Raw genomic sequence first — 26,822 nt, 5'->3', positions numbered from 1 at the left:
GCACCGTGACTGCTGCCCAGGGGCTGCTGACGCTGGCGGCCGGTGACCCGGCCACCAGGATCCCGGCCCCGCAGATCGAGTACGCGCAGCTCGCGCCCACGCTGATCGTGGTGGGCGCGGCGATCCTCGGAGTCCTCGTCGAGGCCTTCGTACCGCGCAAGTCCCGCTACTACGTCCAGGTGTTCCTCGCCGTGGCCGCGCTCGCCTCGGCCTTCGCGGCGGTCGTCGGCCTCGCGGCCGGCGGGTTCGCCGGCACCAAGGCGCACATCGCGGCCATGGGCGCCATCGCCGTCGACGGCCCGGCGCTGTTCCTCCAGGGCACGATCCTGCTGGCCTCGATCGTGGCCATGTTCACCTTCGCGGAGCGCCGGCTGGACCCGGCCGCCCACGGCAACCGGGTGGACTCCTTCGCCGCGCAGGCGGCGTCCGTACCGGGCAGCGAGAGCGAGAAGGCCGCCGTCAAGGCGGGCTTCACCACCACCGAGGTCTTCCCGCTGGCGATGTTCGCGGTCTCCGGGATGCTGATCTTCCCGGCGGCCGACGACCTGCTGACGCTCTTCGTCGCCCTGGAGGTCTTCTCCCTCCCGCTGTACCTGCTCTGCGCCCTCGCCCGCCGCCAGCGGCTGATGTCGCAGGAGGCCGCGGTCAAGTACTTCCTGCTCGGCGCGTTCTCCTCGGCGTTCCTGCTCTTCGGCATCGCGCTGCTCTACGGATACGCCGGCTCCGTGTCGTACGCCGTCATCGCGGACGTGGTCGACGGCACCGTCCAGAAGATCGACCCGGCGCTGGCCTCCACCATGGGCAACGACGCGCTGCTGCTGATCGGCGGCGCGCTGATCCTGATGGGCCTGCTGTTCAAGGTCGGCGCGGTCCCCTTCCACATGTGGACCCCGGACGTCTACCAGGGCGCCCCGACCCCGGTCACCGGGTTCATGGCGGCCGCGACGAAGGTGGCCGCCTTCGGCGCCCTCCTGCGCCTGCTCTACGTGGTGCTGCCGGGCCTGCGCTGGGACTGGCGGCCGGTGATGTGGGGCGTCGCGATCGTCACGATGCTCGCCGGTGCGGTCATCGCCGTGACCCAGACCGACGTCAAGCGCCTGCTGGCGTACTCGTCCATCGCGCACGCGGGCTTCATCCTGGCCGGTGTGATCGCCACCTCGGCGGAGGGCGTCAAGTCCGTCCTGTTCTACCTGGGCGCGTACTCCTTCGTGACGATCGGCGCCTTCGCCGTGGTCACGCTGGTCCGCGACGCGGGCGGCGAGGCGACGCACCTGTCGAAGTGGGCGGGCCTGGGCCGCCGTTCGCCGCTCACCGCGGCCGTCTTCGCGGTGTTCCTGCTGGCCTTCGCCGGCATCCCGCTGACCTCCGGGTTCGCGGGCAAGTTCGCCGTCTTCAAGGCGGCGGCCGAGGGCGGCGCCGGGATGCTGGTCGTGGTCGGTGTGATCTCGTCCGCGATCGCCGCGTTCTTCTACATCCGGGTGATCGTGCTGATGTTCTTCAGCGAGCCGAAGGCCGACGGCCCGACGGTGGCGGTGCCCTCGCCGCTGACGATGACCACGATCGCCATCGGCGTCGCGGTCACCGTGGTCCTGGGCGTGGCCCCGCAGTACTTCCTGGACCTGGCGGGGCAGGCGAGCACGTTCGTCCGCTGACGCCTGCGACACGACTGGGCCCGGCTCCCCGATGGGGCCGGGCCCAGTGGCGTGTGCGGGTCACTCCGGCCGCCGCCTCGGCATGATCTCGGTGAGGTCCAGGTCGATGGGGAAGGGGACAGAGACCTTCAGGCGGTCGTGGAAGATACCGGTGCTCGTATAGGCGCCGGTGACCGGTTCGCGCTCGAAGACGTAGACCACCGCGCGGCCGTCCTGGTTCTCAACACGCCAGAAGTGCGGGATTTTGGCGCGGGCGTACTTCATGGGTTTGGTCTCACGGTCGCGCGTGACCGATTCCGGTGACACCACTTCGATCGCGAGCCGGACGGACTCCGCTGGGAGCCGGGTCTGGTCCACATCGCCCACGGCACTCTCGTCCACGACGATGACATCGGGTTCGGGGCGGTTGTGACGGTCGATGTCGATCGTGAACTCGCGGAAGACCTCCAATCCCGGCGGAAGCTGATCCATGAGCTGCCAGGTGAAGAAGTTGACCGCGCGCATGTGGAAATGAGTCTGCGGACTCACGAAGACCAGGCTCCCGTCGATCAGCTCCGTGTGCGGAGGCAGATTCGGAAGCGTGTCCAGGTCGTCCGCGGTCCAGCCGCCCGGCGGGGGGATCGGCCAGCTGTGTTCCGGGTTCATCAGTGCTCCCATGAGCCGGAGTCTCGCGAGTGCGCCCAGCGTATCGCCGGGGATTCGCGGGGATGCCCTCCTTACGGGTGAGTCATATGCGGGAAGCACTTGACGGCCCTGCGGGGCGGGGGCTAGTGGCCGTGCGTGTGGGAGGCGTCCGCTGCGGAGGGGGTCTTCTTGGGGCAGGTCAGGGCCGGGTTCCAGTTGTGGAAGCGGCCTGCCGGGTTATCCCGGTACGCCCACATGTGGAGGTCGTAGTGCTTGGGCATGCCCGCCCAGTGGCCGGGCATGGGGCCGTCGAAGGGCAGCCCGAACATGCTCGGCCGGTCGTCGGTGGTCTTCAGGTCCTGGTCCCGGTCGGTCGACATCCACTCCACGGTTTCGAGCCTGCGACGGCCGTGGCGGTCCTTCTCGGTGCTGTAGAGGAGCGCGGTCGGCCTACTGGGGTCCTTCGAACCCCAGTAGGCCTCCTTGACGTAGTGGTAGCCCATGGAGCCCACCCCGAAGGGGTTGGTCATGCACTCCTCGCCGTGCGGGACGTACCCGTCCTTGATCGCCTGCCGCTCGTCCGCGTACTTGGCGGTCACCGCGATCGCCGTGGCCATGTCGCGCATCGCCTGCTTGTTGCGGGGGTCGGGCGCCGGCCCTTCCACCGCCTGGGACACGGGCACGGCCGCCAGGGCGAGGGACACGGCGGCCGCGCAGGTCAGGGCGGCCTTCAGGTGACGGGCGGTCATGGGGACTCCTCGCGGTGGGGGTGGTGCGGTGCTACGGGCCTCCCGGTCCCGTCCGTCCACCCTGTCCGGCCGCGCCGCGCGCCGCACGCGGGCCGCGCCCAATGGGGGAGCGGCCCGCGGGGTCAGGCCGGCCGGGCCGTCGCCCGTCCGGCGTACGCGCGGACGTCCGCGTCGGAGTCACCGGTCGCCCCGGCCAGCGCCGTTCGGGCCTCCTCCGCGTCCCGGTGGCGGAGCAGGGCCAGCACCGCGGCCTTGCGGACGTCGGCGTTGGGGTCGGCGGCGTTGGGCAGGGTGCCGCCGGGGTGGGTGCCGAGCACCCTCGCGAGTGCCGGGACCGCGGAACCGGCCGGGGCCGCGCCGAGGGCGGCCGCCGCCCCGGCCCGGACCTGCCAGGCCGGATCGGCCAGCGCGGCCGCGGCCCGCTCCGCGTACCCGGCGGGGCAGCCGGTCGCGGCGAGGGCGGCCAGCGCGGCGCCCCGGACCAGCGGGTCGGCGTCCGCGAGCAGCGGATCCAGCGGCTCCGGGGCCGGCGCGCGCACCGCGGCGAGCCCCTTGGCCACCGCGACCCGCACCTCACGGGCCGCGTCGGCGGCGGCCGCGCACAGCTCCGGCACCGCGTCGACGGAGACCAGGGCGCGCACGGCGTGGATGCGGACCTCGACGTCGGGGTCGGCGAGCGCGGCCGCGTACAGCCCGGCGTCCCCGAGCCGCAGGGCGCGCAGCGCCTCCAGCGCGGCGGAGCGCACGGCCGGATCGGCCACCGCCGGGTCCGTCACCGCCAGGGCGGCCCGCAGCCCGGCCCCCAGGTCCGGGCCGCCCGGCAGCACCTCCAGCAGCTCCCGCAGCGAGGCGGCGGCGACCGCCCGTACGGCGGGGGCCCCGTCGGTGAGCCGGGCGGCCAGCGCGGGCCCTGCGCCGGGCGGCACGGTCTCGCTCAGGGCGGCGACCGCGGCGGCCCGGACGGCCGGATCGGGGTCGGTCAGGTAGGGCCGCAGGGCCGCCAGGTCGGGGGACTCCTCGGCCAGGGCGAGGAGTTCCAGGATCCGGGGCGAGGTCCCGCTCGCGGGGTTTCCCGCCGCGGAGCCGTCGTTCCCGGTCGCGGAGGCGTCGTTCCCCGGGCTCGGCTCCCCGAACGCCGGCGGGGCGGCGGCGGGCCCCGCCAGGGCCACGCCGACCAGTTCGACCTCCCCCAGGTGGCGCGACGGACCGCCCGTCGGGGTGAACTCGTCGACCGGGACCACGTACGGCTCCACGGGCCGGGCGGTGAACTCCATCGCCCCCGAAGCCGATTTGCGCAGGTCCAGGTGGTGCAGCCAGCCCGCGTCGTCGCGCTTCGGATGGTCGAGCCGCTCGTGGTAGAGCCCCCAGCGGGACTCGGTACGGGCCAGTGAGGAGCGGGCCGCCATCTCGGCGCAGTCCCGGATGAAGGAGACCTCGGCGCAGCGCATCAGCTCGTGGGCGGTGCTCGCGCCCATCTCCGCGATCTCACCGGTCATCCGGGTGAAGGCCTCCACCGCGAGGGACAGCTTCGCGCCGGTCTTGGGCGGGGCCACGTAGTCGTTCACGAACCGCCGCAGCTTGTACTCGACCTGGGGCTGCGGCGGGCCCTGCGGGTTGCGCAGCGGCCGGTAGACCAGCTCGTGCGCGGCCGCCAGCTGGTCGGCCGGCAGCTCGCCCTCGTACGCGGTGTAGCGGGAGGCGTCCTCGCCCGCCAGGTCGCCGAAGACGAACGCCCCGATCATGTAGTTGTGCGGTACGGAGGCCAGGTCCCCGGCCGCGTACAGCCGGGGCACGGTGGTGCGGGCGTGCGCGTCGACCCGTACCCCGGAGGCGGAGTGGCCGCCGCACAGGCCGATCTCCGAGATGTGCATCTCGATGTCGTGGGTGCGGTAGTCGTGGCCGCGGCCCGCGTGGAAGGTGCCGCGCGTCGGCCGCTCGGTGGTGTGCAGGATCGATTCGAGGGCCGCGACCGACTCCTCCGGGAGGTGGCTGAGCTTGAGGTACACCGGGCCCCGGTCGGAGGCGAGTTCGGCCGCGAACTCGGACATCATCTGGCCCGACCAGTAGTCGGAGTCCACGAACCGCTCGCCGTGCCGGTTGACCTGGTAGCCGCCGAAGGGGTTGGCGACGTACGCGCACGCCGGGCCGTTGTAGTCCTTGATCAGCGGGTTGATCTGGAAGCACTCGATCCCGGTCAGCGCGGCGCCCGCGTGGTAGGCCATGGCGTAGCCGTCGCCCGCGTTGGTGGGGTTCTCGTACGTGCCGTAGAGGTAGCCGGAGGCCGGCAGGCCGAGCCGCCCGCAGGGGCCGGTCGCCAGGATGACCGCCCCCGCCCGGACCGTCACGAAGGCACCCGTACGGGTGTTGAACGCGGCCGCGCCGATCGCCCGCCCGTCCTCCGGCGAGGTCAGCACGCGGACCGGCATCACCCGGTTCTCGATCCGGATGCGCTCGCGCATCTCGCGCCGCCGCAGCTGCCGGTAGAGGACCTTCTTGACGTCCTTGCCCTCGGGCATGGGCAGGACGTACGAGCCCGAGCGGTGGACCTGGCGCACCGCGTACTCGCCGTGCTCGTCCTTCTCGAACTTCACCCCGTACGACTCCAGCCGCTGCACCATCCCGAAGCCGCGGGTCGCGGTCTGGCGGACCGTGGACTGGTCGACGACGCCGTCGTTGGCGCGGGTGATCTCCGCGACGTAGTCGTCCGGTTCGGCGCGGCCGGGGATGACGGCGTTGTTGACCCCGTCCATGCCCATGGCGAGCGCGCCGGAGTGGCGTACGTGGGCCTTCTCCAGGAGCAGCACCCGCGCGCCGCGCTCGGCGGCCGTCAGGGCGGCCATCGTGCCGGCGGTGCCGCCGCCGATGACGAGCACGTCGCAGGAGAGTTCCTCGGCGTCGCCGATCGCGGGGATGTCCATGGTGCGGCCCTTCGGTACGGGTTTCAGAGGGAGTTGACGATGCGCTGGCGGAGCGCGGAGTGGTCGGCGGTGCGCGAGCGCGGGTGCGGTACGTCGATCACCGCGCCGGTGCCGAGGAGGGCGACCCGGTCGCCCAGGAACAGGGCCTCGTCCACGTCGTGGGTGACGAAGACGACGGTGGCGCCGGTACCGGCCAGGACGCCGACCAGGAGGTCCTGCATCTCGGCGCGGGTCTGGGCGTCGAGGGCGCCGAAGGGCTCGTCCATCAGGACGGCGCGGGGGCGCGCGGCGAGGGCGCGGGCCAGCTGGACGCGCTGGCGCTGGCCGCCGGAGAGCTGGTACGGGAGCTTGTGGGCGTGCGCGGCGAGCCCGACCCGGTCCAGCCAGGCCTCCGCGGTGGCGCGGCGCTCCGCCCGGGGGACGCGGCGGATCCCGAGCGGCAGTTCCACGTTGGCGCGCACGGTCCGCCAGGGCAGCAGGGCGTCGTCCTGGAACACCAGCGCCCGGTCGGCGTCCGGCCCGGCGACGGCCCGCCCGTCCTGCGCGACGGTCCCGCCGAGCGGGGGCAGCAGCCCGGCGAGGGTGCGCAGCAGCGTGGACTTGCCGCAGCCGGAGGGCCCGACGACGGCGAGCACCTCGCCGGGCCGGATGTCGAGGTCGAGCCGGTCGAGCACGGCGGCCCCACCGGCCCGGCCGAGCCGGACACCGTCGAGGAGCAGGGCGGCGCCGGTGGATGCGGATGCGGACATGGTCACTTCCTCTGGGTCGATACCGATGCCCGGCCCCCGGACCCCTTCTCGGCCCGGCCCGGCCCGGGCCAGGGGGCCTTTGGGCTCGCCCGGGGTGTGAGGTCCGGGTTGGGGCGTGTCCGGGGCGCCGTTTGGCTGTCCGGGGTGCCTTTCAGCCGTCCGGCGTTCCAGGACGGGGTCCGGGCGGGCCCGGGTGTCCTTTCAGCCCGTCCGGCGCTTGAGGACCGGGTCCGGGCGGAGCCCGGGGAACGGTGGAAGGGCGGGTAGGGGACCAGCCCCGCGCAGCGGCCCCTCCCGCCGCCGCAGGGTCACGGCGAGCGGACTCCGGTGCGGGCGCCCCGGCCCGGGTCGGCATCGGCAGACGGGCCCTGGGCCGGGGCCGCGTCCTCCGGGTCGCTGCGCGCGGGCGCGGCCCCGGGCACGCCCTGGGGCCCGGACCCGCCGGACGGGCCTCGGGTATCGCCCGGGCCGGAAGCGGCGGGCTGGGTTCGAGCGTCCCCCCGGCCGGAACCGGCGGGCAGGGTCGGGGCCTCGCCCGGGACGGAGTCGGCGGGCCGGGTCGGGGCGGGCACCGGGGCGGGCACCGGGGCGGAGCCGGCCGGTTGGGGCCGGGCGGCGGGCCGCGGGCGGCGCGCGGCCGCGTCGGCCCGCGCCGGGAGCCAGCGCGTCAGGCGGCGGCCCGCCCGCTCGACCGCCGTCGACGTGAGCCACCCCAGCGCCCCGATGGTGGCCATGCCGACGAAGACCCCGGGGTAGTCCACCACCGTGTAGTCCTGCCAGGTCCGGTACCCCACCCCGTACTCCCCGGAGATCATCTCGGCCGAGATCACGCAGATCCAGGACACCCCGATCCCGACCGACAGCCCCCCGAAGATGCCCGGCAGGGCCCCCGGCAGGACCACCGAGAACAGGACCCGGCCCCGCCCGCCGCCCATCGTGAGGACCGCCTCCTCCCACACCGGGGACAGCGCCGCCACCGCGTGCCGGGTGGAGACCAGCACGGGGAAGAACGCCGCCGCGCAGGTGATGAAGACGATCCCCTGCTCGTTGGAGGGGAAGAGCAGGATCGCCACGGGCACCAGGGCGATCGCCGGGATCGGCCGCAACACCTCGACCAGCGGCCCCAGCAGGTCCGAGACCAGCCGCGACCGGGCGATGGCCGTGCCCGCCGCCACCCCCAGGACCGCCGCGAGCGCGAACCCGCTCACGATCCGCCGGAGGCTGTCCGCGAGGTCCTGCCAGTACGGGCCGGCCTGCGCCCGCTCCGCGAACTTCGACGCCACCTCCCCGACCGTCGGGAACTGCTCGAACCGCAGCCACAGTTCCACGTCCAGCGAGGTCAGCAGCTGCCACAGGAGCAGAGCCGCCCCGAGCGAAGCCATCCGCAGCAGCCGGCGGCCCGCGGTCACGACGCGAGACCTCCGGCCTCGGCGAAGCTCACGATCCGCGCACCGGACTCCTTGTGCCGGTCGACGTACGACCTGGCGCCCGACGGGGTGACGAACGCCCGCAGTTCGGAGCCCTCGGCCACCCAGACGGCCTTGTCCGCGAACCAGAGCGTGCCCGTCACCGCGTCCGGTACGTACGCCGCCCGGACGTCCGCCCCGCGCGCGGCCTTGAGGAGCTCGCGCGGTGAGTCGTACGACTGGGCGCGCGGCTGTCCCTTCAGCCACAGCTCGGGCCGGGCCGGGGCGGCCACCGGGTAGTCCTGGCCCGGCGCCGCCGCCGCGACGCGCCGCAGGGGGGCCGGGTCGACGAAGGAGTCCACGTCCACGTCGCCCACCAGCTTCGCGTCCTTCAGCACCGGCACGTCCTGCTTCAGCGCCTCGATCAGCTCCGGGCGCAGGGCCGGGTCGAAGGTGGCGATGCCGTTGGCACCGTTGTACAGGTACACCACCTCCGGCGGCAGCCCGGTCTCCTTCGCCACCGACTCGGCGGCGGCGACCGGTTCCGTGCGCAGGTACGCGGTGGCCCGGCGCTGCGCCCGCAGGAAGTCGTCGAGCACGCCCGGCTGCCCGGCGGCGAACTTCTCCCGGACGGTGACGCCGTGGAAGGTCGGGAGGTTCAGATCGGCGCCGTCGTACAGGGCCTTCGCCTTCCCCTCGAAGGCCAGCTGCCCCGGCCAGGCCACGAACTGCGACAGTGCGTCGGCGCTGCCCGCCTGGAGGGCCGAAGCGCCCACGCTGGGCTGCTGGTTGAGCTTCTGGACGCCCTTCTCGGGGTCGATCCCGGCGCGCTGCAGGGCCCGTACGAGGGTCCCGTCGGCGGCGGACCCGACGCTGGTCGACACCTTCTTGCCGCGCAGGTCGGCCAGGGACTCCAGCTTCGAGTCGGGGGCGGTGACCACGGTGTTGAGGCCGCCTCGCAGGTTGTAGCCGGTCACGGAGACGAGGTGGGTGGGCTGCTTGAGCTCCTTGCCGCGCGCGGCGTTGATGAGGAGCGGGAAGTCGCCCATCGAGCCGATGTCGATCTTCCCGGCGGTCATCTGGGCGGTGATGGGCGCGCCGGTGGCGTAGTCCTGCCAGTCGACCTTGTACGTGACGCCGTCCTGCTTGCCGCGCGCCGCCAGCTCCTGTTCGAAGTAGCCGAGGGAGCGCAGCAGGGTGCCGGCGGTGACGGTGTTGATGGTCTTGGACTGGTAGCCGACGGTCACGGTGACGGTTTTCGGGCCGCCTTCGGCCCCGGCGGCGCCGCCGCACGCGGTGGCCAGCGGGGCGAGCAGCAGGAGGCAGGCGGGTGCGAGCGCTCTCGTACGCATGGGGTGCCTTTCACCGGAGCAGGTAGGGCATGTTGACGGTCACCGCGCCGGTGGGGCAGCGGGCGGCGCACGGGCCGCAGTACCAGCACTCGTCGACGTGCATGTACGCCTTGCCGTTGTCCTCGCGGATCGCGAGCGAGTCGAGCGGACACATGTCGACGCAGAGGGTGCAGCCGTCGATGCACAGGGACTCGTCGATGGTCACGGGCACGTCGGCGCGCTGGGGGACCACGGGCATGGCTGTCTCCAGAAAAAGGCGTGGGAGGGGGAGTTACAGGGCGCGGCGCAGCAGGCCGCTCATGGTGATCCGGTCGCCGCGGAAGCGGATGAACTCCAGGTCGACGGGGCGTCCGTCGCCCAGGTGGGTGAGCCGCTCCAGCATCAGGACGGCGGCCCCGCGCGGGGCCTGGAGGACGGCGGCGGAGTGCGCGTCGGCGTTGACGGCTTCCAGGGTGATCTCGGCGTGGCCGAGCGGCTGCCCGGTCAGGTCCTCCAGCAGCCGGAAGACGTCGGTGTTCTCCAGGTCGCAGCCGAGCAGTCCGGCGCCGATGTCCAGGGGGACGTACGTGAGGTCGAGCGAGAGCGGGAGCCCGTTCAGCCGCCGCAGCCGCTCGATGTAGAGCACGTCGGCGTGCTCGGGCAGGCCGAGGCGGCCGGCGACGGGGGCGGGGGCGCGGACGGGGCCGACGGTGCGGACCTCGTTGGTCACCCGGCCGTGCTCGTGCAGGGTCTCGGCCAGGCCCTGGAGGCGGTCCAGGCCGTGCGGGTACTTCTCGCAGACGACGACCGTGCCCACGCCCGGCCGGCGCTCGACGAGCCGTTCGCCGCGCAGCAGGTCGAGGGCCTGGCGGACGGTGTTGCGGCCGGCTCCGTAGTCGGCGGCCAGGGTGTCCTCCAGGGGGAGGACCCCGTCGGGGTAGCCGCCCGTCAGGATCTGGTGGCGCAGCAGGTCCGCCAGCTGCCGCGCCTGGTCCGCGCGTGCCCGGCGCCGGCGCGCGGCGGCGACCGGGACGGTGTGCGTGGCGGTGCGTTCGGCTGGCATGGCACGGAACATACCGACGGTCGGCGGGCAGTGGTGTTGCCGCAGTGTTGCGCCACCGCGCGGGCCGCGGACACCGCTTGGACCTGCGGGTTCACCGGGGTGAGGGAAAGATCCGCCACCCCGGCGGCCCCGCGTGTCCCAAGGGGCGGACTAGCGGGATCCCACGATGCGGCCGGTGACCTCGCCGAGGCCGACGCGGGTGCCGTCGGCTCCGGGGGCCCACGCGGTCAGGGTGACGGTGTCCCCGTCCTCCAGGAAGGTGCGCTTGCCGTCGGCGAGCTCGATGGCGTCGCGGCCGTTCCAGGTGAGCTCCAGCAGCGAGCCGCGCTGGTCCACCTCGGGGCCGCTGACGGTGCCGGAGCCGTACACGTCGCCCGTGCGCAGGGACGCGCCGTTGACGGTCATGTGGGCCAGCTGCTGGGCGGCGGTCCAGTACATCGAGGAGAACGGCGGCCGGGCCACCTCCTGCCCGTTGATCGCGACGGAGATGTGCAGGTCGAAGCCGCCGGGCCGGTCGCCGTCGGCGTCGTCCAGGTAGGGCAGCAGCGGGAAGTCCCGGGCGGGCGGGGCGACCCGGGCCGCGTCCAGGGCCTCCAGCGGGGTGACCCAGGCGGAGACGGAGGTGGCGAAGGACTTGCCGAGGAAGGGGCCCAGCGGCACGTACTCCCAGGCCTGGATGTCGCGCGCGGACCAGTCGTTGAGCAGGAACAGTCCGAAGACGTGGTCCTCGAAGTCGGCCAGCGGCACGGGCCGGCCCAGCTCGGAGGGGGTGCCGACGACGAAGCCGACCTCGGCCTCGATGTCGAGCTTGACGCTCGGCCCGAAGACGGGCGCCGGGTCGGCGGGCGTCTTGCGCTGGCCGGACGGGCGTACGACGTCGGTGCCGGAGACCACCAGGGTGCCGGCGCGGCCGTGGTAGCCGATGGGCAGGTGCTTCCAGTTGGGCGTGAGGGCGTCGCCGTCCGGCCGGAACATCTGCCCGACGTTGGTGGCGTGGTGCTCGCTCGCGTAGAAGTCGACGTAGTCGGCCACCTCGTACGGCAGGTGCAGCGCGACCTCGTCCAGCGGCAGCAGGTGCGGCTCCACGGCGGGCCGGTGGCCGGGGTCGGTGACCCAGGCGGTCAGCGCGCGGCGGACGTCGCGCCAGGCGGTGCGGCCGGCGGCGAGCAGCGGGTTCAGCGAGCCCTGGGCGAGCAGCCCGGCGTACGGGGACCCGAGCGCGACGGCCACCGCGCCCGCGTCGAGCACGTACCCGCCGATCCGCACGCCGACGCGGCGCCGCTCCGGCTCCTGGGGAGTGGAGAAGACGCCGTAGGGGAGGTTGTGCGGCCCGAACGGGTCGCCCTCGGGGAGATCGAGGGGGCTCTGCTGGGGCATGGGATGCTGCCTCGCTTTCGACGCGGTCCGGGGGTGTCCCGGGAGCTGGTTGACACGTTACGTGCCAGGTGGGGTCTGTGGGAGGCCGGATTCCTGCGCTATTTGTAGGACTTGTCCAAAGGGGTCCGTATCCTTGGCGCCGTGACTTCCGCCCTCCCCTATGCCTTGATCGCCACCGACCTGGACGGGACTCTGCTGCGCGCCGGGGACACCGTCTCCGCCCGCTCGCGCACGGCGCTCGCGACGGCGCGCGCCGCCGGCGCCCACCACATCATCGTGACCGGCAGGCCGGTCCCGCAGGTCCGCCACGTACTCGACTGCCTCGGCTACACGGGGCTCGCGGTGTGCGGGCAGGGCGCGCAGGTGTACGACGCGGCGCGCGGGCTCCTGCTGCACTCCGTCTCCATGGACCGGGGGCTGGCCGAGGTGGCCCTCGGCAAGATCGAGGCCGAGATCGGCGAGGTCTACGCGGCCGTGAACCAGGAGGGCCTGGACGCGGAGATGCTGATAGGGCCCGGCTACCGGATGTGGCACCCGCACCTGCCGACGGTCCGCGTCCCGCGGCGGGGGGACCTGTGGTCGGCCCCCATCAACAAGGTGCTCCTCCAGCACCCGCGGCTGGGCGACGACGAGCTGACGCGGGTGGCGCGGGCGGTGGTCGGGGACCTGGTGAACGTCACCATGGCGGGGGAGCACACGGTGGAACTCCAGCCGCAGGGCATCGACAAGGCGTCGGGCCTGGCGCTCGCGGCGGCCGTGCTGGGGGTGGCGGCGGGATCGACGATCGCCTTCGGCGACATGCCGAACGACATCCCGATGTTCGGCTGGGCCGCCCACGGCGTGGCCATGGCCAACTCCCACCCCGAACTCCTGGCCGTCGCCGACGAACTGGCCCTGTCGAACGAGGCGGACGGCGTGGCGGCGGTCCTGGAACGCCTCTACCCCTAGCCGGTATGGCCGCCGGGGTGGTCCAGGTACAGGCCGCAGCCCCCGCCCGCCGGGCAGTCGGGGAGCGCGAGGACCGCGTCGGGCCCGTCGGCCCAGCGGGCCCACAGGGCGGTCCCGGCCCCGTCGTCGTGGACCACGTCCAGGTGGGGCCCGGCGTGCCGGTCGAGGTGACACCGCAGCTCCGGGCCGGCCCCGAGCACCTCCCGGAGCGCGCCGGGCCGCCCGGACAGCAGCCTGGCCAGCGCGTCCAGGTGCGCGGGCGACAGGGCGCCGGCCGCCCCGCACGCGGGGCCGGTCACGTGCCCCCGCCGCCCCGGGCGACGGCGAGCGCCACGCAGCAGGTCCAGGCGACCGCCCCGAGGGTCACCGTCACGGCCCCGCGCCGGGCGTCGTCCGCCACGCGGCGTTCGAGGAGCCCGCGCAGCCGGAGCGCCGCCGCCCGCCGGACGAGCGCCGCGTCCAGCAGTGCGCGGAACCGCGCCCGGTAGGCGGGGTCCGACTCGATCCGTCGCAGCTCGGCGAGCGGGCAGTCCTTCACAGCAACCCCTCCGCGCTGCGGGCGTTACGCCGGGCGATCTCCGCACGCAGCCGCTCCATGGGGTCCGCGGGCCGCACGTCACACGGCTCCGCCTCCCACTCCGGCCCGCCGCGCAGGGGCCGCAGGGCCCAGTACGGCCCGGCCACCCCCCGGAACTCCCCGACCCGACCGTCCCGTCCCGTATCCACCACGACCGTGCCGGGGGGTGGCGGTGCCTGCGGGTGGTTGGCTTTGCACATGGCCGTGCCTCTCCGTAGCTGCTCGACTACCGATCGGGTTCAGGGTGGCCCCCGGCTGGGGATGCTTCAACCTGTCGGAACGGAACGGAAGATTGGTCAGGAGCCTTTGAACCGCAAGGAGTTGAACCCCGAGCGCGGCCCCCAAGAGGCTTACGGGGCGCGTCTGCGCAGCTCGCGGGAAGAGCAGGGCTGGACGCAGGAAGCCCTCGGCGGACGGCTGGGGTACTCCAGCACGCACGTCTCGGCGGTCGAAACCGGACGCAAGGTGCCGACTCTACGTTTTTCGCGCAGTGCCGACGAGGTCTTCGGCACCGGCCAGAGCGAGAAGTCGTTCGAGCGCGAATGGCGCGAGATCCGGCACGGCGTCCTGCTGGAGGGCTTCCCGGAGTTCCTCGGGTACGAGAGCCGCGCGGTGGAGATCCGGCTGTACGAGGTCGGCGTCATACCCGGACTGCTCCAGACCCCGGAATACGCGACCGTGCTCGCCGAGAGCGCCGTCAAGCGGGGCGCCATCACCGCCGATCATGCGGCCGAGCGGATCGCCGTCGTCGCGGAGCGGCAGGCCGTGCTGCTGCGCACCCCGCCGCCGCTGATCCTCGCAGTGCTCGACGAGAGCTGCATCCGTCGCCCGCTCGGCGGACCCGCCCTCATGCGGGACCAGTTCACGCGACTGCTCGAATTCGCCGAACTGCCGAACACCGTGCTCCAGGTAGCCCCGTTCGACATGGGGGAGCGACGCCCGTTCAACCTGCCGCTTTACGTCCTGACGCTGGCAGACCGCTCGATCATGTCCTACGCGGAATCCGCCCAACGGGGCCATCTGGAGCGGGACAACAACTCCGTGGTGCCCATGCTGACGGCCTACCATCAGCTCCAGGCCGAGGCATGCACCCAGGCGGCATCCGTGGCCATGATCGATCAGCTACGAAAGGGCACCTCGTGACGACCGAATCCCCTCGCTGGTTCAAGTCCTCGTACAGCGACAACGGTGGCGCGTGCGTCGAGGTCGCCACCAACCTCGTCGCCTCGCGCGGTGTCGTGCCCGTCCGCGACTCCAAGCAGGCCGACGGCACCGAGCTCGGGTTCTCCGCCGCCGCGTTCGCCGCGTTCGTGGACGGGGTCAAGGCCGGTCGGTAGGGGCGTGCCGGAGTGCGGCGGGGGCGCGGGCGGGCGGTCCGCGCCGTCGGCGCGCGGGCGGCCTCCGGACCCGCTCTCCCTCACACCCAGTCACCGTTGACCACGCAAACCGCAGGACCGGATACTCAGCGTGGCGAACGCCCGGCCGGGCTTCGCAAACGGTTTCACCGGTGGAGAGGTGGACGCATGGGCTTCCTGGCGAAGGGCGAGGCCGGGCACGAGCCGGACCGCAGGGCGGTCCTGACCCGCGCGCTGGGCGTGGCGACGGCCGGACTGGTGGGCGCCGCGGTGGCGGCGGGCGCGGCGGCCGCCCCGGCGGGCGCGGCGGTGCGGGCGAACCAGACGAACTGGCGGTTCTGCACGAAGTGCTACGGCATGTTCTTCCGCGGCTACCCCACCGACGGCGCCTGCCCGGCGGGCGGTGGTCACGACGCGGCGGGCTACGACTTCAACCTTCCCTACAACGTGCCCGAGACCCCGACGGCGCAGCACAACTGGCGGTTCTGTACGAAGTGCTACGGCATGTTCTTCTGGGGCTACCCGGACAACGGCCGCTGCCCCGCCGGGAACGCGCACGCCGCCCAGGGGTACGACTTCGTCCTGCCGCACAACATCCCGGAGACGGCCGGCACGCAGCGCAACTGGCGGTTCTGCCCGAAGTGCTACGGCCTCTACTACTACGGCTACCCGACCAACGGCCGCTGCCCGGCCGGGAACGCGCACTCCATGCAGGGCTACGACTTCGTCCTGCCCCACCTGTAGCGGCCGGGGGCAGCCGAGGGGGGACGGGCTAGCCCGCCGCCCGGGGGAGTCGGCGCTCCCACGTGCGGTGGAAGACCACCTCGTCCCCCTCCCGGCACACCACCTCGTTCGACGTCAGGAACCCGCCCTCGTCGCAGGAGATCTCCGACCGGGTCTCCACCCGGGCGTCCCAGCCCAGTTCCGGCCGGTGCAGCCGGATCCGCCACCGCGACCACGTCCGCGCGGACAGGGCGTCGGACGAGCGGATCTCGTACACCTCCCGCGCGTCCTCGCTGAACTCCAGCCCGTCCGGGTACACCCGCGTCCCCCCGTACCGGGGGTCCACCTCCAGCCGCCAGGTCCCGGCCGCGACGTCCCGTACGACGAGCCGCTCGGGCCGCGGAGCGTCCAGCGTCTCGGGGTGGACCACCCCCAGCGGCTCCGCCTGCTCCGGCGCCTCGAAGACGATCCCGTGGTCGGCCGGGCCGGGGGTGCGCAGGGGGAGTTCGAGCGTGCTGCCCGCCGGGTCGAGGGTCCAGCCCGCCTCGGAGCCGGCCCGCGGCCAGATCCACGGCCAGTACGCGGAGGACAGCGCCAGCCGGATGCGGTGGCCCGGCGGGAAGGAGTGGCCGATGCCGTTCAGCTCGAAGGTGACGTCCTCGGACGCGCCCGCCGGCCACGGCACCGCCCGGTCCCGCCCCCGCCGCGCGGACAGGTTCAGCGCGCCGCGTGTGACCAGCGTCGAGGAGCCGTCCGGAGCGACGTCGCACAGCCGGGCCACGACCTGCCCGTACGGCACGTCCATCCGCAGCCGCAGGGTGACCGAGGGCCGGCCCAGGACCACCACCGGCTCGCCCGGCGCCACGGGGAACTCGAAGCACGCCGACTTCGCGTCCTCCTCCCGCTGGTCCGGCGGCAGGTCGGCGTCGTTGCCGAAGGGGAAGAACCGCCCGGCGTCCAGCCCGGTGTGCTGCGGCGAGGCGACGGCCACGGGCGCCCCCTGGAGCCCGTACGAGACGGGTACGACCGAGGGCGAGGGCCAGGCGGCGTCCCCGACCCAGCGGCCCTCCATCCGCTCGTACACGGTGGCCGGCGGGTGCGACTCGCTGATCCAGGAGCGCAGCAGCGGTTCGTCCATGACGCCGTTGTCCTCGCCCTTGAGCCAGTGGTCCCACCAGCGCAGGGTCTCCTGGAGGAAGCCGATGGCCGGCCCCGGCGGCAGGCCCCGGTCCGGGTACTGGTGCGACCAGGGGCCGATCAGCCCCCGGACCCGGTCCGCAGGGAGGTGCTCGACGAGCCGCAGGACGGTGTCCCGGTACGGGTCGTGCCAGCCGCCGACGGCCAGCACGGCCGCGCCGATCGCCCCGTAGTCCTCGCAGACGCTGCCGTGCTTCCAGTAGTCGTCCCGGGTCTGGTGCGCGAGCCAGGTGTGGATCAGCGGTTCCAGGGCGTCCAGCCGGGTCAGCCACTGCTGCCGCCAGCCGTCGCCCGCGTACAGCGGGTCCGGCGGGCGGGCGGCGAAGGCCAGCATCGTCGCGGCCCAGGCGTGCATGTCCACGGCCAGTACCGAGCCGCCCATGTAGTGCACGTCGTTGTCGTACCGGTCGTCGGTGGAACAGACGGTGACGACCGCCTTGAGGGCCTCGGGGGCGAGCGCGGCGATCTGGAGGCTGTTGAAGCCGCCCCAGGAGATCCCGAACATGCCCACCGCGCCCGAGCACCAGGGCTGGGCCGCCAGCCACCGCACCACCGCGACCCCGTCGGCGAGCTCGCGCGCGTCGTACTCGTCGCCGGGCACGCCCCCGCTGCAGCCGTGGCCGCGGACGTCCACCCGTACCGAGGCGTAGCCGTGGCCCGCGTACCAGGGGTGGCGCTGCCAGTCGCGGGGCGCGGTCCAGTCGGTCAGCCGGTAGGGGAGGTACTCCAGCAGGGCGGGGACGGGCTCGTCCGTGACCGGGCGCCAGATCCGGGCGTACAGCTCCACGCCGCCCCCGGACCCGGGCAGCGGGATCCGGACATCCTCGCGGGTGGTCTCGTACGGGAAATCGGTACGGATGATCATGCGGAAACCAATCGCCAGTCGCCGGTCGGCCTCAGTGGACGGGGTGCATGGTGCGCTTGAGCCAGGGAGCCAGCGCGATCACGGCCAGGCCGGCCGCCACCGCGACGGCGCCGTTCACGCCGAAGTACACGGGGTTGGACACCTCGCCGTAGAGCTTGACCACCTGGGCCTGGATGCCGTTGGCCAGCGCCAGCGAGAGGAACCACAGGGCCATCGTCTGGCTGGCGTACGCCTTCGGGGCGAGTTTGGTGGTGGCCGACATGCCGGAGGTCTCCAGGAGGACGTCGCCGAGCCCCAGCAGCAGGTACGAGCCGACGATCCACCAGGCGGCCATCTTGTAGGTGTCGTCACCACCGTGCCCGGAGGTCGGGATCACCATCAGCAGGAACGACAGGCCGCCCAGGATCACCCCGAAGGCGATCTTGTTGGAGGCGTGCGGCTGGCGCGGGCCCATCCTGGCCCACAGCGCGGCCACGACCGGGGCCAGCGCCACCTCGAAGGCGCCGAGGGCCGAGGCGTACCAGCCGGCGGGGAAGTGGAAGCCGAGGATCTCGGTCCGGGCGTTCGTCGACGCGAGCAGCATCATCGTCGAGTACGCCTGGAAGAGGATGAAGTTGAAGGCGACCGAGGCCAGGAAGAGGACCACGTACGGGCGCAGTCGCCCGCGCTCCTCGGCCGTCACCCGGGGGCTGCGGAACATGACCGCGAAGTAGACGACCGGTGCGGCCACGGAGATCAGGGTGAGCAGGTCCACGAACCGGCCCATGGTGAGCCAGCCCAGGAGCGCGAGCAGGGTGGCCGCGGCGGCCAAGGCGAGGAGTCCGCCGACGATCCGGAGCACCGCGGTGCGCATCGCGGCGGGGGCGAGCGCGAACTCGGCGGAGTGCTTTCGTCCGGCCAGATGGCGGCGTCCGAGGACGTACTGGACGAGACCCGCGGTCATCCCGACGGCGGCGGCCGAAAAGCCCCAGTGCCAGCCCTGGTGCTCGCCGAGCCAGCCGGTGATCAGGGGGCCGGCGAACGCGCCGATGTTGATGGCCATGTAGTAGAGGGCGAAGCCGGCGTCGCGCCGCTGGTCGTCCGTCCGGTAGAGCTTGCCGACCATGCTGGCCACGTTCGGCTTGAGCAGGCCGGTGCCCGCGCTGATCAGGCCGAGGCCCACCCAGGTCATGGCGGCGGTCGGCACGGCCATGGCGTAGTGGCCGCAGGCGATCAGGATGCCGCCGAAGAGCACGGCGCGGTAGGAACCGAGGATCCGGTCGGCGAGCCATCCCCCGGCGACGGAGACGAGGTAGACCATGGTCCCGTAGGCCGCCGAGACGGAGGCCGCGGTGCCCGGGTTCATCCCCAGGCCGCCGTGGGCCACCGCGTCCGCGAAGTAGAGGACGAGGATGGCCTGCATGCCGAGGAACGAGAAGCGCTCCCAGACCTCCAGTCCGGACAGCGTGGCAAGACCCCTGGGGTGACCCAGGAAGGCGTGGTCGTCGCCGGGAGGCGGCTGGTCCGCCTCCGGGTCCCTCGGCTCGTCTATATCGGTCGTAGATCTGGACAAAACGCATTCTCCGGTTTTTTCGGCTCCTCAAGAACATACCGGTGCGCATCGGGCGCTGCGCGCGTGGCGACCGGGCAGGCGCTCTGGGTGATCGAAAACAGACCGGATACGCTGGCTTGAGTGATGGCAGCGACACATCGACAATCCATGTGATCGTCAGCGTGATCGTCAGCAGACAGGAGTACCCCTCGTGACCGTCGTCGGGCCGTTCGGACTGAGCGTGCGGGACCAGGCTCTTGAGACCGATGTCCAGGCCGGACTGGCCGCCGTCGAGGCGGGTCTGCTGGAAGCCACCAAGAGCGAAGTCCCCTTCATCACCGAGGCCGCGCAGCATCTGGTGCGCGCCGGAGGCAAGCGGTTCCGGCCGCTGCTGGTGATGCTGGCCTCCCGTTTCGGGGATCCGTACGCCCCCGGAATCGTGCCGTCCGCCGTGGTGGTGGAGCTCACCCACCTGGCCACGCTCTACCACGACGACGTCATGGACGAGGCGGACGTACGCCGTGGGGTGGACAGCGCCAACACCCGCTGGGGCAACTCCGTGGCCGTTCTGACGGGTGACTTCCTGTTCGCCCGCGCCTCGCACATCCTGGCCGACCTCGGGCCGGAGGCCGTACGCATCCAGGCCGAGGCCTTCGAGCGGCTGGTGACGGGTCAGATCCTGGAGACGGCCGGTCCCCGCGACGGCCGCGACCCGGTCGCGCACTACCTCGACGTCATCGCCGGCAAGACCGGCTCGCTGATCGCCGTCTCCGGCCGGTTCGGCGCGCTGATGTCCGGCGCCGACGAGTCGGTGGTCGACATCCTGACCCAGTACGGCGAGCGCCTCGGCACCGCCTTCCAGCTCGCGGACGACGTCCTCGACATCGCCTCCGACTCGCACGAGTCCGGCAAGACCCCCGGCACCGACCTGCGCGAGGGCATTCCCACGCTGCCCGTGCTGCGGCTGCGCGAGATGGCGGAGCGGGGCGGGGACCCGGCCGACCGGGAGCTCGTGGAGCTCCTGGACGGCGATCTGACGGACGACGCCCGCCACGCCGAGGTGCTGTCCCGGCTGCGGGTCCACCCGGCCCTGGAGCAGGCCCGCCGCGACACCATCCGGTACGCGCAGGAGGCGCGGGCCACGCTCGCACCGCTGCCCGAGTGCTTCGCGAAGTCGGCGCTGGAAGAACTGTGCGACGCGGTGGTCCACCGCGCGGGCTGAATCCCGCGCGGGTCCCCCGCTTGACCGAGGCCCGGGCCCGGTGTCCCCTACGGGTAGGGGATACCGGGCCCCTCTCGTGTCATCCCTGGGAGGTACGTGGAGTTGAGTCCGGGGGGTGACGCCCTGCCCCCCTCTCCTTTGGTCAGATAGAGGCACATCCCCACCAGATCGGGTGAGAGTGGCGGCGCGGGGTGGACGTGTACATGAATGACGGGTAGGTCGCCGCCGTACACACAGAGGTAGGGCAGACAGATGGCAACGAACACGAAGACCCGCAAGGCCGCTCGGTACGCCGTACCGGTCGCGGTGTTCGGCGTGGCCGCGGCGACGATCGCGATGGTCCCGGCCTTCGCGAACGCGGGCGGTCCGGACCTGCCGAAGGTGACGGCCCAGCAGCTGATCGAGAAGATCGCCGCCTCGGACGTCGAGCAGCTGTCCGGCAGCGCGAAGATCAGCACCGACCTGGGCCTGCCGTCCCTGGCGAGCGGCCTGCTCGGCGGTGGCGCAGGCGTCGCCGGCGGCTCGGCCAACCCCGAGGACAAGGTCGCGCAGCTGGCGAACGGCACGCACACCTTCCGCGTCGCGGCCGACGGCCCGGACCGGCAGAAGCTCACGTTCGTCGACGGCAAGGACGAGTACAGCCTCGTCCACAACGGCAAGGACGTCTGGGGCTACGACAGCAAGTCCAACGAGGCCTGGCACGAGAAGCACGAGGACGCCGCGGGGAAGGACGGCCGCAAGACGGCCGACCGGCTCGGGGCCTCGCCCCAGGAGCTGGCCCAGGAGGTCCTGAAGGCCGCCGGCCCGACCACCGACGTCAGCGTGGGCGACACCGCGCAGGTGGCCGGCCGGGACGCCTACCAGCTGGTGCTCAAGCCCAAGCAGGCCGGCTCCACGGTCGGCTCGGTCCAGATCGCGGTCGACGCCAAGAACGGCGTGCCGCTGCGCGTGCAGCTGCTGTCCAGCCAGGGCGGCAAGCCGATCGTGGACGCGGGCTTCACCAAGGTGGACTTCGCCAAGCCCGCCGCCAACACCTTCGACTTCACCCCGCCCAAGGGCGCCAAGGTGACCGAGGGCGCGGCCGAGGCCGGCAAGGGCGGCGACCGCGGCAAGGAGTGGAAGGCCCTGGACGCCTTCCCGGGCCTGGACGGCCTGACCGGCGGCGCGGACAAGGGCGACGTCAAGGTGCTCGGCGAGGGCTGGGCCACCGTCGCACAGATCTCCGTACCGGGCGGCAAGGGGCTCAAGGACGCCGAGGCCGCGGCGAACGGCAAGGGCGCCCCGAAGGAGGCCAAGCAGTTCCTCGACTCCCTCGGTGACAAGGTCACGGGCACGTTCGGCTCCGGTCGCGTCTTCTCGACCCGGCTGGTCAACGCCCTGATCACCGACGACGGCAAGGTCTACGTCGGCGCGGTCACCAAGGACGCCCTGGTGAAGACGGCCGACTCGGCGAAGTAGGCCGGACGGCTCAGCCGAGCGGGCACCGCCAAGTAGGCACCGCCACGCGGAGGGTGGCCGGGGAGCTGTGTCCCCGGCCACCCTTGCGTCGTTCCACTCCTGCGTACAGCGCGGCCGCTGTACCGTGAAAACCATGTCGAGACACGTCACCATCCGCCTGGACGAAGAGTTCCACGAGCGCCTCAAAGCGCGCGCGGCGGCATTGGGCACGACGGTCACCGCGTTGATCACCGAGGTCACGGAACGCGAGCTCGACGAGGACCGGAAGTCGTTCCTGTCCGGCATCGAGGAGTTCGCCGACCACTGGAGCTACTTCCAGGAGCGGTTCGGCAATTGAAGATCACCATGGAGTGGGCCTGGACTGCCCTGGCCCACCACCTGCCGTCGGATCCCGCCGTGTGGGATCCCTCCGGGGTGGCCGCCGCGGTCGCCCGGCACCAGAACGACCTCGTCCTGGTGCCCGAACAGCCCGCCCCGGACACCGCGTGGCGGGCCGCCGCGTTTCTGCACACCCTCGCGGTGTGCCCGGCGCTGGAATCCCCGATGAACGAGTTCTACGCGGCGGCCGCCACCCGCTCGTACCTGCGGGTGGCGGGGGCGAAGCAACTTCCCTCGCCGGAGGATCTGGGCGACCTGGTCGAGGCGGCGAAGCTGGGCCGCGCGGACATCGCCGCGGTCGCCGAGGAACTGCGCGCCCTCATACAGGAGCCCCTGCCGGCTTCGCTGCGCGCCCGCACCGAGGACGCGTAGCGAAGCCGCCGCCTTCGCCCTAGAAGGTGATCTTCCAGCTGTTGATGTAGCCGACGTCCTGCGCCGCCACGTCCTTGACCTGGAGCTTCCAGACCCCGTTGGCCACCTCGCTCGACGCGTTGACCGTGTACGAGGCGACGACGTTGTCGGCCGAGTCCGAACCGGAGGAGTTCTTCAGCCGGTACGCCGTGCCGTCCGGGGCGACCAGGTCGATCTGGAGGTCACCGCGGTAGGTGTGGACGATGTTCACGTCGACCTTCGTGGTCGCCGGGGCGTTGCCCGCGACACCCGAGACGGTGACCGGCGAGCTCGCCGCGGCGCCGGGGGAGTCCGGGATGTTCACGTCCGCGGTGTTCTCGAAGGACTGGCCGGGCGGCACCGGAGTGCCGGCGCCCAGGTTCCAGATCGCGTAGGCGATGGCGTCCGCGTTGCGGTCCAGGGCGGTGTCGTTGATGTTCGCCGTGGTGTCGCAGGAGGAGTGGTAGCAGCGGTCGAACGCCTGACCGGAGGTGCCGCCCCACTTCTGCGCCTGGGCCGCCGTCTTGGTGTAGTCGGCGCCCGAGAACAGGCCGCCGACCGGGATGCCGGCGTTCTTGAAGGGGGCGTGGTCGGAGCGTCCGTCGCCCTCGGTCTCGATCTCGGTGGGTATGCCGAGGCCCGCGTAGTAGTTCTTGAAGGTCTGCTCGATCGTCGGGTCGTCGTCGTAGACGAAGTAGCCCGGGTTCGGGGAGCCGATCATGTCGAAGTTCAGGTAGCCGGAGAACTTCGCCTTCTCGGTGCTCGACAGGCTGTTGACGTAGTACTTCGAGCCGACCAGGCCCAGCTCCTCGGCGCCCCACCAGCCGAAGCGCAGGTGCTTCGTGGGTTGGAGCTGGGCGCGGGAGACGGCCAGCGCGGTCTCCAGGACGGCCGCCGAACCGGAGCCGTTGTCGTTGATCCCGGGACCCGCGTTCACCGAGTCCAGGTGCGAACCGGACATCAGGACCGAATTCGGGTCACCGCCCGGCCAGTCGGCGATCAGGTTGTAGCCGGTGGCACCGCTGGAGGTGAAGGTCTGCAGGGTCGTGGTGAACCCGGCAGCGTCCAGCTTCGCCTTCACGTAGTCGATCGAGGCCTTGTAGCCGGCCTTGCCGTGGGCGCGGTTGCCGCCGTTGTTGCCCGCGATGGTCTGAAGCTGCGTCAGGTGCGCCTTGACGTTGGCCAGCGGGATGTCCGGTGGGGTGGGCGCCGCGGCGGCCGCCGTCGGCGCGGCGAGCGCGGCGGGGGAGGTGGCGGCGAACAGGCCGGCGACCGCGATCGCGGTCACGGCGGCAAGACGCCGGGAGACGGACAGGCTCATGTGGGGGCTCCGGGATTCCGTATGGGGATGAGACGGAACGTGCGGGGATAGAGCAGGTGAGCGTTAGTGCGTCAGTGCGAGCCTGATGTTCAGCGACGGTATGACTGTGCGTCAAGACCACAATTCGGTCAGGGTGGTTCGGAAAACGGACGATCCCCGGTACGGGGGTGCCGTACCGGGGATCGTGGGTGTAAAGGGTGCGCCGTTTACGCGGGCTCGCGGGCCGGGGAGGGATCTGCCGGGGACGGATCTGCCGGGGCCGGGGCCGGGGCCGACTCCGCGGCCGGGAGGTTTGCGGCCGCCGCGAGGCGGGCCCGCGAGCGGCGCGAGGTCCGCAGCGCGTCCCAGGTCAGGAGGGCCAGCGCGGCCCACACCAGGGAGAAGCCGGCCCAGCGCTCGGGCGGCATGGACTCGTGGAAGTACAGCACCCCGAGCCCGAACTGGAACACCGGGGCCAGGTACTGGAGCAGACCGAGCGTGGACAGCGGCACCCGGATCGCGGCCGCTCCGAAGCACACCAGCGGAATCGCGGTGACCAGCCCGGTCGCGGCGAGCAGGGCCGAGTGCCCGAGGCCCTCCGAGGCGAACGTGGACCGGCCCTGCGCGGCCAGCCACAGCAGGTAGCCGAGGGCGGGCAGGAACAGCAGCGCGGTCTCGGCGGTCAGCGACTCCAGGCCGCCCATGTTGAGCTTTTTCTTGATCAGCCCGTACGTGGCGAAGGAGAAGGCCAGCGTCAGCGAGATCCACGGCGGCCGGCCGTACCCGATGGCCAGTACCAGTACGGCGGCGAAGCCGATGCCGACCGCCACCCACTGGGCGCGGCGCAGCCGCTCGCCGAGCACCAGGACGCCGATCGCGATGGTGACCAGGGGGTTGATGAAGTAGCCGAGGCTGGCCTCGACCACCTGGCCGTTGTTGACGGCCCAGATGTACAGGCCCCAGTTCACGCTGATCACCGAGGCGGCCAGGGCCGTCAGGCCGAGCTTGCGGGGCTGGCGCACCAGCTCGGCTATCCAGGCCCAGCGGCGCAGCGCGAGGAGGGCGATCCCGACCACGGCCAGCGACCACACCATGCGGTGGGCGAGGATCTCGATCGCCCCCGAAGGCATGAGGAGGGGCCAGAAGAGGGGGACCAGCCCCCACATTCCGTACGCGCCGAACCCGTAGAGCAAACCCGCGCGCTGCTCGTTCTCTGCCCTCACGGGTCCTCCAGTGCGACTTCCGGCCAATTTCACAACCTCACGACGGTATCGCCGTACGGCCGGGATGTCATGCCCGTTCTTGCGAAATACTCATGACATCGCGGAGCGGGTGCGGTGGAAGTCGAGCGGCCCCGGGTCGGTCCTCCAGCGCCGGCCCGGGGCGCCCGGCCCCTTGCGGGGCCCGGCGAGGGCTCAGGCCAGGGCTAGGCCACGGCTAGGCCAGGGCTCAGGCCAGGGCTAGGCCACGGCTAGGCCAGGGCTCAGGTCAGGGCTGCCGAGATGGCCGAGGCGACCGGGGTCGTCGGCCGCCCGATCAGCCGGGACAGGTCCCCGCTCGTGCCCGCCAGCCGGCCGCGCGAGATCGCCGCGTCCACGTCGACGAGGATCGCCGCGAACCCCTCGGGCACCCCGGCGCCGGTCAGGATCCCCAGGTGCGCGTCGGCCGCCACCTCGGCGTACGCGACCTCGCGGCCGGACTGGCCCGCCACCTCGGCGGCGTACTCCGCCAGGCTCCAGGCGGTGTCGCCGGAGAGCTCGTAGACCCGGTTCAGGTGGCCCTCCCCGGTCAGGACGGCGGCCGCGGCGGCGGCGTAGTCGGCCCGCGAGGCGGAGGCGATCCGGCCCTCGCCGGCGCTGCCCACGACCGCCCCGTGCTCCAGGACGACGGGGAGCTGGGCGGTGTAGTTCTCGTGGTACCAGCCGTTGCGCAGGAAGGTGTACGGCAGCCCGGAGTCGAGGATCGCCTGCTCGGTGACCTTGTGCTCGGCCGCCAGGTCGAAGTCGGCCTCGGGGCCGCCGAGGATCCCGGTGTAGGCGAGCTGGGCCACGCCCGCCGCCTCCGCCGCCTTGATCACGGCGGTGTGCTGCGGGACGCGGCGTCCGACCTCGCTGCCGGAGATCAGCAGGACCCGGTCGCCGGCCCCGAAGGCACCGGCCAGGCTCGCCGGGTCGTCGTAGTCCGCGACCCGTACCTCGACGCCGCGCGCGGCCAGGTCGGCGGCCTTCTCCTCGTTGCGGACGACGACGGCGACGCGGCCGGCGGGGACCCGGTCCAGCAGGTCCTCGACGACGAGGCGGCCCAGGGCTCCGGTGGCTCCGGTGACGACGATGCTGCTCATGGTGCGCTCCTCGGGGTTGGTTCGGCGTTTCGGGGTGATGTCACTACCGTACGGAGAGCGCTAACTATTCGGAAGTACCCACTTATAAGTAAGCTACTGGCATGGACGTAAGTGTGAAGGCCCCGATGTGCCCCTCCCGGGGGATCCTGGAACACGTCACCAGCCGGTGGGGAGTGCTGGTCCTCGCCGCCCTGGTCGAGCGCTCGTACCGGTTCAGCGAGCTCCGCCGGGAGGTGGGCGGCGTCAGCGAGAAGATGCTGGCCCAGACCCTCCAGACGCTGGAGCGCGACGGGTTCCTGCTCCGCGAGGCCCATGCGGTGATCCCGCCTCGCGTGGACTACTCGCTCACCGGGCTGGGCCGGGAGGCCGCCGAGCAGGTGTGGGCGCTCGCGCGCTGGACCGAGCGGCGGACGGGCGACGTGCAGGCCGCCCGCGCCGCGTACGACGAAGCCCGGACCCCGTAGGGGGATCCGGGCGGCGGCGTACGGCCGGGTCGTCCCGCGGGCTCAGCCGATGACGGTCCAGGTGTCGTTCCCCGCGAGCAGGGTGGTCAGATCGCCCTTGCCGTTCCGGTCGACGGCGGTGTCGAGCTGGTCGGCCATGAGGGTGTCGTAGACGGGGCGCTGCACGTTGCGGAAGACGCCGATGGGGGTGTGGTGGAGGGTGTC

The 26,822-nt window shown here is 72.6% G+C and carries 26 protein-coding genes and 2 pseudogenes; 10 read left to right on the top strand and 18 right to left on the bottom strand.

The genetic code is table 11. From position 1 onward, the window contains the following. The first annotated feature begins 5 nt into the window (after positions 1-5). Entirely contained in the window at positions 6-1,652 is a 1,647-nt protein-coding gene (nuoN, locus tag ACZ4TG_RS34740; RefSeq protein ID WP_468171482.1) for an NADH-quinone oxidoreductase subunit NuoN, read from the top strand. A 60-nt stretch (positions 1,653-1,712) separates the two neighbouring features. On the opposite strand, the gene ACZ4TG_RS34735 is transcribed toward nuoN, so the two are convergent. From ACZ4TG_RS34735 to fahA, 9 genes and pseudogenes are all read right to left on the bottom strand, one after another. Beyond that, the gene (locus tag ACZ4TG_RS34735; protein ID WP_468171169.1) at positions 1,713-2,309 is read right to left on the bottom strand and encodes a Uma2 family endonuclease; all 597 of its coding nucleotides are present in this window, start codon (positions 2,307-2,309) and stop codon (positions 1,713-1,715) included. Positions 2,310-2,419: 110 nt separating this feature from the next. Then, on the bottom strand, positions 2,420-3,025 hold the full coding sequence (locus ACZ4TG_RS34730) for a hypothetical protein (protein ID WP_468171166.1): 606 nt from the start codon (positions 3,023-3,025) through the stop codon (positions 2,420-2,422). Positions 3,026-3,147: 122 nt separating this feature from the next. Further along, positions 3,148-5,943 (bottom strand): fumarate reductase/succinate dehydrogenase flavoprotein subunit, encoded by a 2,796-nt coding sequence (locus ACZ4TG_RS34725; protein ID WP_468171163.1) that lies wholly within the window; start codon positions 5,941-5,943, stop codon positions 3,148-3,150. A 23-nt stretch (positions 5,944-5,966) separates the two neighbouring features. Then, complete coding sequence (locus tag ACZ4TG_RS34720) at positions 5,967-6,692, bottom strand: ABC transporter ATP-binding protein (RefSeq protein WP_468171160.1); 726 nt, start codon at positions 6,690-6,692, stop codon at positions 5,967-5,969. A gap of 596 nt (positions 6,693-7,288) precedes the next feature. Beyond that, positions 7,289-8,074 (bottom strand): annotated as a pseudogene (locus ACZ4TG_RS34715) (ABC transporter permease); the annotation flags it as partial. 23 nt (positions 8,075-8,097) lie between these two features. Beyond that, positions 8,098-9,450: an ABC transporter substrate-binding protein gene (locus tag ACZ4TG_RS34710; protein ID WP_468171157.1), complete on the bottom strand. Its 1,353-nt coding sequence runs from the start codon at positions 9,448-9,450 to the stop codon at positions 8,098-8,100. 10 nt (positions 9,451-9,460) lie between these two features. Next, positions 9,461-9,688 (bottom strand): 4Fe-4S dicluster domain-containing protein, encoded by a 228-nt coding sequence (locus ACZ4TG_RS34705; RefSeq protein ID WP_468171154.1) that lies wholly within the window; start codon positions 9,686-9,688, stop codon positions 9,461-9,463. 33 nt (positions 9,689-9,721) lie between these two features. Continuing rightward, positions 9,722-10,492: a GntR family transcriptional regulator gene (locus ACZ4TG_RS34700; protein WP_468171151.1), complete on the bottom strand. Its 771-nt coding sequence runs from the start codon at positions 10,490-10,492 to the stop codon at positions 9,722-9,724. A gap of 150 nt (positions 10,493-10,642) precedes the next feature. Next, positions 10,643-11,869 carry a fumarylacetoacetase gene (gene fahA / locus ACZ4TG_RS34695; RefSeq protein WP_468171148.1) on the bottom strand — a complete coding sequence of 409 codons (1,227 nt, stop codon included), beginning with the start codon at positions 11,867-11,869 and terminating at the stop codon, positions 10,643-10,645. 141 nt (positions 11,870-12,010) lie between these two features. Here fahA and ACZ4TG_RS34690 point away from each other — a divergent pair, with 141 nt between their 5' ends. Beyond that, on the top strand, positions 12,011-12,817 hold the full coding sequence (locus tag ACZ4TG_RS34690) for an HAD family hydrolase (protein WP_468171145.1): 807 nt from the start codon (positions 12,011-12,013) through the stop codon (positions 12,815-12,817). Here ACZ4TG_RS34690 and ACZ4TG_RS34685 read toward each other — a convergent pair. From ACZ4TG_RS34685 to ACZ4TG_RS34675, 3 genes are read right to left on the bottom strand one after another with little or no spacing between them, the layout of a single operon-like run. Continuing rightward, positions 12,814-13,116, bottom strand: coding sequence for a hypothetical protein (locus ACZ4TG_RS34685; RefSeq protein ID WP_468171142.1), 303 nt, complete (start codon positions 13,114-13,116; stop codon positions 12,814-12,816). The two genes, ACZ4TG_RS34690 and ACZ4TG_RS34685, sit on opposite strands and share 4 nt — an antisense overlap. Next, entirely contained in the window at positions 13,113-13,355 is a 243-nt protein-coding gene (locus tag ACZ4TG_RS34680) for a hypothetical protein (RefSeq protein ID WP_468171139.1), read from the bottom strand. The genes ACZ4TG_RS34685 and ACZ4TG_RS34680 overlap by 4 nt, the downstream gene beginning before the upstream one ends. Beyond that, the gene (locus tag ACZ4TG_RS34675; protein ID WP_468171136.1) at positions 13,352-13,594 is read right to left on the bottom strand and encodes a hypothetical protein; all 243 of its coding nucleotides are present in this window, start codon (positions 13,592-13,594) and stop codon (positions 13,352-13,354) included. The genes ACZ4TG_RS34680 and ACZ4TG_RS34675 overlap by 4 nt, the downstream gene beginning before the upstream one ends. A 106-nt stretch (positions 13,595-13,700) precedes the next feature. On the opposite strand from ACZ4TG_RS34675, the gene ACZ4TG_RS34670 reads away from it, so the two are divergent. The 3 genes from ACZ4TG_RS34670 to ACZ4TG_RS34660 all read left to right on the top strand — a co-directional run bounded on the left by ACZ4TG_RS34670 (position 13,701) and on the right by ACZ4TG_RS34660 (position 15,493). Next, positions 13,701-14,537 (top strand): helix-turn-helix domain-containing protein, encoded by an 837-nt coding sequence (locus ACZ4TG_RS34670; protein WP_468171133.1) that lies wholly within the window; start codon positions 13,701-13,703, stop codon positions 14,535-14,537. After that, a complete protein-coding gene (locus ACZ4TG_RS34665; protein WP_468171131.1) occupies positions 14,534-14,731 on the top strand; it encodes a DUF397 domain-containing protein in 198 nt (65 codons plus the stop codon). The genes ACZ4TG_RS34670 and ACZ4TG_RS34665 overlap by 4 nt, the downstream gene beginning before the upstream one ends. A gap of 186 nt (positions 14,732-14,917) precedes the next feature. Next, positions 14,918-15,493, top strand: a complete 576-nt coding sequence (locus ACZ4TG_RS34660; protein ID WP_468171128.1) for a hypothetical protein — start codon at positions 14,918-14,920, stop codon at positions 15,491-15,493. 28 nt (positions 15,494-15,521) lie between these two features. Here the strand turns inward: ACZ4TG_RS34660 and ACZ4TG_RS34655 are convergent, their stop codons facing one another. Together ACZ4TG_RS34655 and ACZ4TG_RS34650 are read right to left on the bottom strand one after the other, a co-directional pair. Further along, a complete protein-coding gene (locus tag ACZ4TG_RS34655) occupies positions 15,522-17,534 on the bottom strand; it encodes a CocE/NonD family hydrolase (RefSeq protein ID WP_468171125.1) in 2,013 nt (670 codons plus the stop codon). A gap of 31 nt (positions 17,535-17,565) precedes the next feature. Then, a complete protein-coding gene (locus ACZ4TG_RS34650; protein ID WP_468171122.1) occupies positions 17,566-19,086 on the bottom strand; it encodes a peptide MFS transporter in 1,521 nt (506 codons plus the stop codon). 190 nt (positions 19,087-19,276) lie between these two features. On the opposite strand from ACZ4TG_RS34650, the gene ACZ4TG_RS34645 reads away from it, so the two are divergent. The 4 genes from ACZ4TG_RS34645 to ACZ4TG_RS34630 all read left to right on the top strand — a co-directional run bounded on the left by ACZ4TG_RS34645 (position 19,277) and on the right by ACZ4TG_RS34630 (position 22,495). Then, entirely contained in the window at positions 19,277-20,287 is a 1,011-nt protein-coding gene (locus ACZ4TG_RS34645; RefSeq protein WP_468171119.1) for a polyprenyl synthetase family protein, read from the top strand. 252 nt (positions 20,288-20,539) lie between these two features. Next, positions 20,540-21,745 (top strand): LolA family protein, encoded by a 1,206-nt coding sequence (locus ACZ4TG_RS34640; RefSeq protein WP_468171116.1) that lies wholly within the window; start codon positions 20,540-20,542, stop codon positions 21,743-21,745. 133 nt (positions 21,746-21,878) lie between these two features. Continuing rightward, entirely contained in the window at positions 21,879-22,082 is a 204-nt protein-coding gene (locus ACZ4TG_RS34635) for a hypothetical protein (RefSeq protein WP_229886015.1), read from the top strand. After that, positions 22,079-22,495 (top strand): hypothetical protein, encoded by a 417-nt coding sequence (locus ACZ4TG_RS34630; protein ID WP_468171113.1) that lies wholly within the window; start codon positions 22,079-22,081, stop codon positions 22,493-22,495. The genes ACZ4TG_RS34635 and ACZ4TG_RS34630 overlap by 4 nt, the downstream gene beginning before the upstream one ends. Positions 22,496-22,514: 19 nt before the next feature. Here ACZ4TG_RS34630 and ACZ4TG_RS34625 read toward each other — a convergent pair whose 3' ends face one another. The 3 genes from ACZ4TG_RS34625 to ACZ4TG_RS34615 all read right to left on the bottom strand — a co-directional run bounded on the left by ACZ4TG_RS34625 (position 22,515) and on the right by ACZ4TG_RS34615 (position 26,154). Continuing rightward, entirely contained in the window at positions 22,515-23,834 is a 1,320-nt protein-coding gene (locus ACZ4TG_RS34625; RefSeq protein WP_468171110.1) for a M28 family metallopeptidase, read from the bottom strand. A 206-nt stretch (positions 23,835-24,040) separates the two neighbouring features. Further along, the gene (gene rarD / locus ACZ4TG_RS34620; RefSeq protein ID WP_468171107.1) at positions 24,041-25,036 is read right to left on the bottom strand and encodes an EamA family transporter RarD; all 996 of its coding nucleotides are present in this window, start codon (positions 25,034-25,036) and stop codon (positions 24,041-24,043) included. A gap of 260 nt (positions 25,037-25,296) precedes the next feature. Next, a complete protein-coding gene (locus ACZ4TG_RS34615) occupies positions 25,297-26,154 on the bottom strand; it encodes an SDR family oxidoreductase (protein WP_468171104.1) in 858 nt (285 codons plus the stop codon). Between the two features lie 101 nt (positions 26,155-26,255). On the opposite strand from ACZ4TG_RS34615, the gene ACZ4TG_RS34610 reads away from it, so the two are divergent. Beyond that, the gene (locus ACZ4TG_RS34610; protein WP_468171101.1) at positions 26,256-26,618 is read left to right on the top strand and encodes a winged helix-turn-helix transcriptional regulator; all 363 of its coding nucleotides are present in this window, start codon (positions 26,256-26,258) and stop codon (positions 26,616-26,618) included. Between the two features lie 42 nt (positions 26,619-26,660). Here the strand turns inward: ACZ4TG_RS34610 and ACZ4TG_RS34605 are convergent. After that, positions 26,661-26,822, bottom strand: a pseudogene (locus tag ACZ4TG_RS34605) (2-oxoacid:ferredoxin oxidoreductase subunit beta); the annotation flags it as partial.

The organism is Streptomyces sp. NPDC028314, assembly GCF_055565795.1.
Note: the sequence above shows the minus strand (reverse complement) of the source record. Positions and strands in the feature narration are given on the sequence as shown.

Bases quoted from the DNA above. Each gene is read 5' to 3' on its own strand.
- ACZ4TG_RS34635 (WP_229886015.1), top strand. From the start codon at position 21,879: ATGTCGAGACACGTCACCATCCGCCTGGACGAAGAGTTCCACGAGCGC.
- ACZ4TG_RS34725 (WP_468171163.1), bottom strand. From the start codon at position 5,943: ATGGACATCCCCGCGATCGGCGACGCCGAGGAACTCTCCTGCGACGTG.
- ACZ4TG_RS34720 (WP_468171160.1), bottom strand. From the start codon at position 6,692: ATGTCCGCATCCGCATCCACCGGCGCCGCCCTGCTCCTCGACGGTGTC.
- fahA (WP_468171148.1), bottom strand. From the start codon at position 11,869: ATGCCCCAGCAGAGCCCCCTCGATCTCCCCGAGGGCGACCCGTTCGGG.
- ACZ4TG_RS34700 (WP_468171151.1), bottom strand. From the start codon at position 10,492: ATGCCAGCCGAACGCACCGCCACGCACACCGTCCCGGTCGCCGCCGCG.
- ACZ4TG_RS34655 (WP_468171125.1), bottom strand. From the start codon at position 17,534: ATGATCATCCGTACCGATTTCCCGTACGAGACCACCCGCGAGGATGTC.
- ACZ4TG_RS34735 (WP_468171169.1), bottom strand. From the start codon at position 2,309: ATGGGAGCACTGATGAACCCGGAACACAGCTGGCCGATCCCCCCGCCG.
- ACZ4TG_RS34660 (WP_468171128.1), top strand. From the start codon at position 14,918: ATGGGCTTCCTGGCGAAGGGCGAGGCCGGGCACGAGCCGGACCGCAGG.
- ACZ4TG_RS34615 (WP_468171104.1), bottom strand. From the start codon at position 26,154: ATGAGCAGCATCGTCGTCACCGGAGCCACCGGAGCCCTGGGCCGCCTC.
- ACZ4TG_RS34625 (WP_468171110.1), bottom strand. From the start codon at position 23,834: ATGAGCCTGTCCGTCTCCCGGCGTCTTGCCGCCGTGACCGCGATCGCG.
- ACZ4TG_RS34675 (WP_468171136.1), bottom strand. From the start codon at position 13,594: ATGTGCAAAGCCAACCACCCGCAGGCACCGCCACCCCCCGGCACGGTC.
- ACZ4TG_RS34705 (WP_468171154.1), bottom strand. From the start codon at position 9,688: ATGCCCGTGGTCCCCCAGCGCGCCGACGTGCCCGTGACCATCGACGAG.
- ACZ4TG_RS34640 (WP_468171116.1), top strand. From the start codon at position 20,540: ATGGCAACGAACACGAAGACCCGCAAGGCCGCTCGGTACGCCGTACCG.
- ACZ4TG_RS34610 (WP_468171101.1), top strand. From the start codon at position 26,256: ATGGACGTAAGTGTGAAGGCCCCGATGTGCCCCTCCCGGGGGATCCTG.
- ACZ4TG_RS34730 (WP_468171166.1), bottom strand. From the start codon at position 3,025: ATGACCGCCCGTCACCTGAAGGCCGCCCTGACCTGCGCGGCCGCCGTG.
- ACZ4TG_RS34710 (WP_468171157.1), bottom strand. From the start codon at position 9,450: ATGCGTACGAGAGCGCTCGCACCCGCCTGCCTCCTGCTGCTCGCCCCG.